This is a genomic window from Mycobacterium sp. AT1 (assembly GCF_002043095.1).
GTDB lineage: Bacteria > Actinomycetota > Actinomycetes > Mycobacteriales > Mycobacteriaceae > Mycobacterium.
Genome location: NZ_MVOC01000029.1, coordinates 20,518 through 27,572, shown reverse-complemented (window position 1 = coordinate 27,572; position 7,055 = coordinate 20,518). Strand labels below are relative to the sequence as shown.

Here is a 7,055-nt window from a genome sequence, read left to right as displayed (position 1 = left end):
TGAGCGGCCCCGATGTGGGCTGAGACGGCATCCCAGGTATCGGTGCACCACAGATCCCGCTCACCGGACCCGTCGGCGGCATGGGCGGCGTCGAACATGGCGGCCATCGCCGCCACCTTGCGGGCGCAGGCGGCGGACTCCACCCGCGACCACGACTCCACCGCACCGGCACCCGAGGTGGCGGTCGTAGCGGAAACCAGCGAGTCGAACATGCATTCGAATTTATCCGACCGAGGCCGACGAAGAAGGCGGAGACTAGCTGCCTGCCTCAAGAATGTGGATGAATCGCCAACTGTGCATAACGTCCGCCGAGGAACACCGAAATGTCAGTGCCACATGCTAATCCGCGAGGATCAGTCGTCCTGGCTGCGATCCAGGAGGTCCGACGATCCGAGCACCCGCTCGATCCTCACCTCGATAACCACGCGCCGGGGGTTGACCCGCGGCGTGCGGTAGCGCTGGGCGTATCGCAGTTCGGCGTCGCGCACTGCCTCCGGTTCGGCGCTCACCGTCGAACTGCCCTCCAGTGACAGCCACCGTGCGCCGTCCACCTGGCTGAGCACGGCGACACCGCGCTGGTCGGCGTTCACGGCCTTCTGTGAGCCGCCGGTCGTGATGACTCGAGCCACGTGTGTCTTGGGATCGAACGTGAATCCGACGGCGACCACGTGCGGCGAATTGTCGGCTCGCAGCGTGGTCAACATGGCGAGGTGCCGTTCGGTGAGGAACGCCAACGCGTCGTTGGTCAGCCGTGTAGTTGCCTTCGCCATCGAGTCCAACCTAGCGCAGGACATAATCGCAACCATGGAGGACACGGCGGACAACCGCCTGGTAGTCATTTTTGGTGGACGCAGCGAGATTGGGATCGAACTCGCGACTCGGTTGGCCGACGGTGCGACGGTGGTGCTGGCGGCACGCGATGCCGACCGCCTTGCCGACGAAGTCGCGGCCGTGACGGCGGCGGGAGCCGCGGCGGTCCACGTCAGGGAGTTCGACGCCGACGTGCTCGCCTCGCACGCGCCGCTCGTCGAGTCAATCGTCGCCGACTTCGGCCCCATCGCCACCGCGGTGGTGGCCTTCGGAATTCTCGGGGACCAAGCCCGCGCCGAAGCGGACCCCGCCCACGCCGCCGCGATCGTGCACACCGACTACACCGCTCAGGTCAGCCTGCTGACGGTGTTGGCGGCGACCATGCGGACAGCGGGTAGCGGTGCGATGGTGGTCTTCTCGTCGGTCGCAGGTGCCCGCCCTCGGCGTGCCAACTACGTCTACGGCTCGGCCAAGTCGGGCCTCGACGCATTCGCCCGCGGACTCACCGACGCCTTGCACGGCTCGGGCGTTCGGCTGTTGCTCGTTCGGCCCGGCTTCGTCATCGGCCGCATGACCGAGGGCATGTCGCCGGCCCCGCTGTCCAGCACCCCGACGCAGGTGGCCGACGCGGTGGCAGGGGCGCTCGTCAAGGGACGCACCGAAATCTGGGTGCCGCGGTCGCTGGGGGTTCTCGTCCTGGCCCTGAAGCTGATGCCACGGGCAATGTGGCGTAGGTTGCCCCGATGATCGTCGTCGTGGGTATCGGGGCTGACGGGATGTCGGGGTTACCCACCGCGTCCAGGGTTGAATTAACGAGAGCAACAACCATTTACGGTTCGCCTAGGCAGTTGGATCTGCTCGACGACTCCGTGTCGGCGCTACGGCGGGCGTGGCCGTCGCCGCTGCTGCCCGCGCTACGTGCTCTCGTCGACGAAGTCGACGGCGACGTACACGTCATCGCCAGTGGCGACCCGCTGCTGCACGGAATTGGCAACACGCTCATCAAGATGTTCGGGCCGGACCGGGTCGCGGTCCTGCCGCACGTGTCGTCGGTGACGCTGGCATGCGCCAGGGTCGGCTGGGCCGTGCAGGACACCGAGATCATCAGCCTCGTCACCGCGCGGGTGCACACCGCCGTGCGCCGCGGCGGTCAGGCGGTGGTGTTGTCGCGAGACGCCGACAGCCCGGCGACGCTGGCGCGACTCCTCGCCGAAACCGGCCGCGGCGACTCGGAATTGACCATCCTCGAGCAGCTCGGCGGTCCTCGGGAACGCCGCCGGTCGGCCACCGCGCGGGAGTGGGCGGGCCGCCCGCCGCACGACGTCGACAAACTCAACGTGATGGCGGTGCGGTACCTGCCCGACGGGCGGGTCGCCCATGCGCTGCCCGACGACGTCTTCGCCCACGACGGTCAGCTGACCAAGCAGTCGGTCCGGGCGGTGACGCTCGCCGCACTCGGCCCGCGCCCCGGCGAGTTGCTGTGGGACGTCGGGTCCGGTTCCGGGAGCATCGCCGTGGAGTGGTGCCGCAGTGCATCCGGTTGTACCGCGGTGGCATTCGAACGCGACGCCGTCCGGCGGGCGAGGATCGAGACCAACGCGATCGCGTTCGGCGCCGCGGTGGACGTCCGTGGGCCGGCCCCTGAGCACTTCGACGGAGCGCCTGAGCCCGCGGCCGTCTTCGTCGGTGGCGGCATCACCCGACCCGGCGTGCTCGAGGGCTGTTTCGACCACCTCCCCGTCGGTGGTCGGCTGGTTGCCAACGTGGTCACCGTGGAGTCCGAAGCAATTGTCGCCCAATGGTATTCGCGAATGGGCGGCACGCTGCGGCGCTATCAGCACTATCACGGTGAGCCCGTCGGCGGCTTCACCGGATGGCGCGGCGCGATGCCCGTCACTCAGTGGGTGGTGGCCAAGCGATGACCGTCTACTTCATCGGCGCCGGCCCTGGCGCGGCCGATCTGATCACCGTCCGCGGGGAACGCCTGCTCAAGCGGTGCCCGGTGTGCCTCTACGCAGGCTCGATCATGCCCGACGATCTCTTGGCGCTATGCCCGCCCGACGCCAGGGTCGTCGACACGGGACCGCTGACGCTGGACCAGATCATCGGCGAGCTCACCGACGCACACGCCGCGGGGCTGGACGTCGCTCGCCTGCACTCGGGCGACCCGTCCATCTACAGCGCGTTGGCAGAACAGTGCCGCCGACTGGACGCGGCCGGCGTCGACTACGAGGTCGTTCCGGGGGTGCCCGCCTTCGCCGCCGCGGCCGCCGCGCTGGGGCGCGAGTTGACCGTGCCCGGCGTCGCCCAGACCGTGACGTTGACCCGGGTCGCCACCCTGTCGTCGGCGATGCCGCCGGGGGAGGACCTGCGGACGCTGTCGCAACCCGGTGCCACGTTGGTGCTGCACCTGGCGGCCGCGCAGATCGACGCGATCGTCCCCGAGCTACTCGTCGGCGGCTATACCTCCGAAACACCGTGTGCAGTAGTCGCATTCGCGTCGTGGCCGCAGGAAACGGTCCTGCGGTGCAGCCTGGGCGAGCTGGCCGAACGGGTCCATGCCGCCGGCGTCACGCGCACCGCCGTCATCGTGGTGGGCGACGTGTTGACGGCCGACGGCTTCTCCGACAGCTATCTCTACTCGTCGGGGCGGCGTCGCGGGAGCCGACACTGATGCGCGTGCTGTTGCTCGGCGGCACGGCCGAGGCGCGGGCGCTGGCCGCGGAGTTGAATCCCGATGTGACGGTGGTCAGTTCGCTCGCCGGCCGCGTACCGGATCCCGCATTGCCGGTCGGAGCGGTCCGGATCGGGGGGTTCGGGGGAGTCGACGGGTTGCGCCGCTGGTTGCGCGACGAGCGGGTCGACGCCGTCGTCGACGCCACCCATCCGTTCGCCGCCCGCATCACCGCCAACGCGGCACTAGCCTGCCGCGAGGAGAAACTGCCGCACGTCGTCCTGGCCCGACCCGCGTGGCCGCCTGGCGACGCCATCGTCGTCGGGTCGGACGTCGAGGCCGCGAGCGTGGTGGCCCGGAACCACCATGCGCGGGTCTTCCTCACCACCGGCCGTTCTGGCAGTGCCGCATTCGCTGGCGTCGACGCATGGTTCCTGATCAGGGCGGTCACCGCCCCGGACGACGTGGAGTTGCCGCCGCGCCACCACCTGCTGCTCTCTCGCGGCCCGTACCGCTACGCCGACGAGCGAAAGCTGTTGGAGGAGCATCGGATCGACGCACTGGTCACGAAGAACAGCGGTGGCGACATGACGCGGGACAAGGTCACCGCCGCCGAGGATCTCGGCATTCCCGTGATCATGGTGCAGCGGCCGGGGTTGCCCGACGACGTGCGGGCGGTGTCAACCGTGGTCGACGCCGCGGCGTGGGTCAGAGCGCTCTGATTAGATCCAGGCTGCCAAGATCACGGATGGCCTGGCAGCCGCGTTCCATCATCACCAGCATCATGTCGTCGCCGCGCTCGGTCGAGATCGAGAACGCGCAGCCGAGCACCGACAGGAACGGCACCTGCAGCATGCCGATGCGGTAGTCGCGCCAGCAGGAGTCGAAGTCGTAATCGGCCGTCCCGTAACCGGACAACTCCGCGAAGTACGCGGCGACGAGGTCCCGGTCCACGGTCGAGCGGGTCTCGGGCGTCAGGCTGGTGCCGGTGAAGTAGGCCAGGTCGCGGGCGGGCAGACCGACTCCCAACGTCTGCCAGTCGACCACGGTGACGTGACTGCGGTCGGGTGTGAACAACAGGTTGTCGAGGCGGTAGTCGCCGTGCATCAGTGCGAAGCGATCACGGTCGGCCATCAGCCACGGCGTCACTACCGACATGGCCTCGGTGATCAACTCGCGATCCTCGGCCGTCATCCGCGAACCCAGTCGGTCGAGGGTCATCTGGGAGGCCATCACGGCGACGTCGCCGAGCCCCTTCATGGCGTCTTCGGTGGCCGTCGACATGACCAGGCCTTGAAAGTCGGACCACTTGGGGTCACACCACGTTGGGCCGTGTAGCCCTGCCAGTGCGCGGACGGCCAGCTCTGCCTCGTCGGCCGTGCAGCCGGCGATCTGGTCACCCTGAACCGCGGGGGCCATATCGGCCAGCAGGAGCACGAAATCCCCGCCGTCGTCGGATATTTCGCAGTGGAAGTGCCGGGGGATGGGCACCCGCACGACGTCGGCGACGTCGGTGTAGAAGGCGTGTTCGGAGCGGTAGCCGAGGGCCACCCGCTCGCGTACGGCGTCGTCTTGGGAGGAGAGCTTGAGCGCGAACGTGGCGGGCAATCCCGACTGTTCAGCCGCGTACTCCACCGCAAGGCGGTAGGTGGCGCCGGTCTGTCCGGTCCCGATCGGTGTGACGTCCACCGATCGGACCTCGGTTGCGAGCACGGATTCGACCCACTGTGGCGTCACGTCCGTCGGTCCGCGCGGGATCGAGGGGGCCGGCGGGAAGCGCACAGTCATGGGGCCGGACCCTAATCGGCCCGCTGGACACTTGTCTACTCCCGCTCGGTGGCGACGGCGTTGACTGCGGCCGCGGCCATCGCACTGCCGCCCCGCCGCCCGGTGACGACGAGGTAGTCCATCCCGCGTGGGCGGTCGACCAGCTCGTCCTTGGACTGCGCCGACCCGACGAAGCCGACGGGACCACCGAGGACGGCGGCGGGCACGGGTGCGCCCTCGTCGAGCAGTTCGAGCAGGCGGAACAACGCGGTTGGCGCGTTGCCGATGGCCACCACCGCGCCGCCGAGCCGGTCGGCCCACAGGTCGACGCCCGCCGCGGAGCGCGTGCTGCCCATCTTGGCGGCGAGGTCGGCCGCCCTCGGATCGGCGACGAGCGAGACCACCTCGTTGTCGGCGGGCAGGCAGGATCGGGTGATGCCGGCGGCCACCATCGAGGAGTCGCACAGCACCGGCGCTCCCGCGGCCAAGGCGCGATGTGCGGCGTCGGCTACCCCCGGTGTGAAGGCCACGTGTTCTGCGACGTCGACCTGGCCGCAAGTGTGGATCAGCCGGACCACCACGCGAGACACGTCGTCGGGAAACCGTGCCAGATCAGCCTCGTCGCGGATCATCGCGAACGATTGGCGGTAGATTTCGGCGGCGTCGCGGGTGTAGTCCAGCACCCGATCACCCTACGGGTGGCGCGGTTCGTAGCCACCCGCGGTGGCGACCAGAACCTCGCCGGTCGGGGGGCTGCCGCAGGCACGCTCGCACCCCACGAAGTGTCGGTGCGAGCCGCCGGTGCCGTCGTGCACGGCCGCCGCGGCGTCGCGACGGACGTCGGCCGCGGAGTGCGCACAGCCGGGACTGCCGGTGCACGCGCTGACGTCGAGCCACGGTGACGCGTCGTCGAAGACCAGCCCCAATGGGGCGAGTACGCGCAGGGCGGTGTCGGCGATCTCCTCGTCGAGATCGAAGACGAGCACCGAGCGCCACGGCGTGATCACCATCGGGGACCCGACCGCCGCCAGGTACTCGGCGACCCTGGTCTTCAGCACGCCGAGGGGAACGGCTGCGCCAAGCGTGACCAGTCCGTCGTCCTGTTGGATCCAGCCGACCGTAGGACGGGCGACCGGCGGCCACGCCGCCCCGGGTTCCGCGGTCGGCGTCAGGCCCTCGAGAAGGGGCGACGTGTCGTCGAGTTCGGTTGTCCGCCAGGCGGTCCCGCGGATGTCGGCGAACCGCTCGGCCACCTGAACCAGCAGCGGCACACCGTCGCCGGTGCGCACTCCGGTGTCGACCCCTGCCACCAGCAGTGCGGCAGTGTCCTCGTCGAGGAAGTGCAGGCCGACGTCGGCTCCGAGTCCGGACACGTCGCCGCGGCCGTCGTCAAGGGCGAACATGAAGCGCCCCGGTAGGCGTGCCAGTCGAGCGTTGGCCTGGATCGCGGCGTCGAGACCACGGACCAGGCCGCGGACGTCGGCGTTGCCGCCCTGCCGACCCGCCAACGGCGACGCGACGACGTTGCGCACGCGTTCGTGGGTGGGCGAGGGCAACAGGCCGGCGTCGGCGATCGCGTCGGCCAGCCCCTCGGCGTCGGTGATGCCGCGGATCTGCAGGTTGCCGCGCGAGGTCAGTTCCATTGCCGGCGAGCCGAACCGGGCGGCGGCGAGCGCCAGCGCCTCGAGCTGGGGCGCCTCGATCATGCCGCCGGGCAGGCGGACCCTTGCCAGCGCGCCGTCGGCGGCCTGATGTACGGCAAGCGCGCCGGGGCATGCGTCGTCGTCGCGGGTTCTGGCCATCC

General features: G+C 69.8%; 8 protein-coding genes and 1 pseudogene. 4 read left to right on the top strand and 5 right to left on the bottom strand.

Annotated elements, in window-relative coordinates; genetic code table 11:
• A pseudogene (locus tag B1790_RS34685) lies at positions 1-212 on the bottom strand (HNH endonuclease); the annotation flags it as partial.
• A 141-nt stretch (positions 213-353) separates the two neighbouring features.
• The gene (locus B1790_RS14550) at positions 354-794 is read right to left on the bottom strand and encodes a F420-dependent biliverdin reductase (RefSeq protein WP_369832349.1); all 441 of its coding nucleotides are present in this window, start codon (positions 792-794) and stop codon (positions 354-356) included.
• A gap of 10 nt (positions 795-804) precedes the next feature.
• On the opposite strand from B1790_RS14550, the gene B1790_RS14545 reads away from it, so the two are divergent.
• Genes B1790_RS14545 through B1790_RS14530 form a run of 4 tightly spaced genes read left to right on the top strand, consistent with a single transcriptional unit; the run spans position 805 to position 4,206 of the window.
• Entirely contained in the window at positions 805-1,557 is a 753-nt protein-coding gene (locus tag B1790_RS14545) for an SDR family NAD(P)-dependent oxidoreductase (protein WP_079923941.1), read from the top strand.
• Positions 1,554-2,732, top strand: coding sequence for a precorrin-6y C5,15-methyltransferase (decarboxylating) subunit CbiE (cbiE, locus tag B1790_RS14540; protein WP_079923940.1), 1,179 nt, complete (start codon positions 1,554-1,556; stop codon positions 2,730-2,732). The genes B1790_RS14545 and cbiE overlap by 4 nt, the downstream gene beginning before the upstream one ends.
• A complete protein-coding gene (gene cobM / locus B1790_RS14535) occupies positions 2,729-3,484 on the top strand; it encodes a precorrin-4 C(11)-methyltransferase (protein ID WP_079923948.1) in 756 nt (251 codons plus the stop codon). Before cbiE ends, cobM begins: the two co-directional genes overlap by 4 nt.
• Entirely contained in the window at positions 3,484-4,206 is a 723-nt protein-coding gene (locus B1790_RS14530) for a cobalt-precorrin-6A reductase (RefSeq protein ID WP_079923939.1), read from the top strand. The genes cobM and B1790_RS14530 overlap by 1 nt, the downstream gene beginning before the upstream one ends.
• Here the strand turns inward: B1790_RS14530 and B1790_RS14525 are convergent.
• From B1790_RS14525 to cobG, 3 genes are read right to left on the bottom strand one after another with little or no spacing between them, the layout of a single operon-like run.
• Positions 4,193-5,272 carry a phosphotransferase family protein gene (locus tag B1790_RS14525; RefSeq protein ID WP_079923938.1) on the bottom strand — a complete coding sequence of 360 codons (1,080 nt, stop codon included), beginning with the start codon at positions 5,270-5,272 and terminating at the stop codon, positions 4,193-4,195. The two genes, B1790_RS14530 and B1790_RS14525, sit on opposite strands and share 14 nt — an antisense overlap.
• A 35-nt stretch (positions 5,273-5,307) precedes the next feature.
• Entirely contained in the window at positions 5,308-5,934 is a 627-nt protein-coding gene (locus B1790_RS14520; RefSeq protein ID WP_079923937.1) for a precorrin-8X methylmutase, read from the bottom strand.
• A 9-nt stretch (positions 5,935-5,943) separates the two neighbouring features.
• On the bottom strand, positions 5,944-7,053 hold the full coding sequence (gene cobG / locus B1790_RS14515; RefSeq protein ID WP_079923947.1) for a precorrin-3B synthase: 1,110 nt from the start codon (positions 7,051-7,053) through the stop codon (positions 5,944-5,946).
• Positions 7,054-7,055 lie beyond the last annotated feature (2 nt).

Coding starts and splice junctions, on each gene's coding strand:
- B1790_RS14550 (WP_369832349.1), bottom strand. CDS start 794: ATGTCCTGCGCTAGGTTGGACTCGATGGCGAAGGCAACTACACGGCTG.
- B1790_RS14545 (WP_079923941.1), top strand. CDS start 805: ATGGAGGACACGGCGGACAACCGCCTGGTAGTCATTTTTGGTGGACGC.
- cbiE (WP_079923940.1), top strand. CDS start 1,554: ATGATCGTCGTCGTGGGTATCGGGGCTGACGGGATGTCGGGGTTACCC.
- cobM (WP_079923948.1), top strand. CDS start 2,729: ATGACCGTCTACTTCATCGGCGCCGGCCCTGGCGCGGCCGATCTGATC.
- B1790_RS14530 (WP_079923939.1), top strand. CDS start 3,484: ATGCGCGTGCTGTTGCTCGGCGGCACGGCCGAGGCGCGGGCGCTGGCC.
- B1790_RS14525 (WP_079923938.1), bottom strand. CDS start 5,272: ATGACTGTGCGCTTCCCGCCGGCCCCCTCGATCCCGCGCGGACCGACG.
- cobG (WP_079923947.1), bottom strand. CDS start 7,053: ATGGCCAGAACCCGCGACGACGACGCATGCCCCGGCGCGCTTGCCGTA.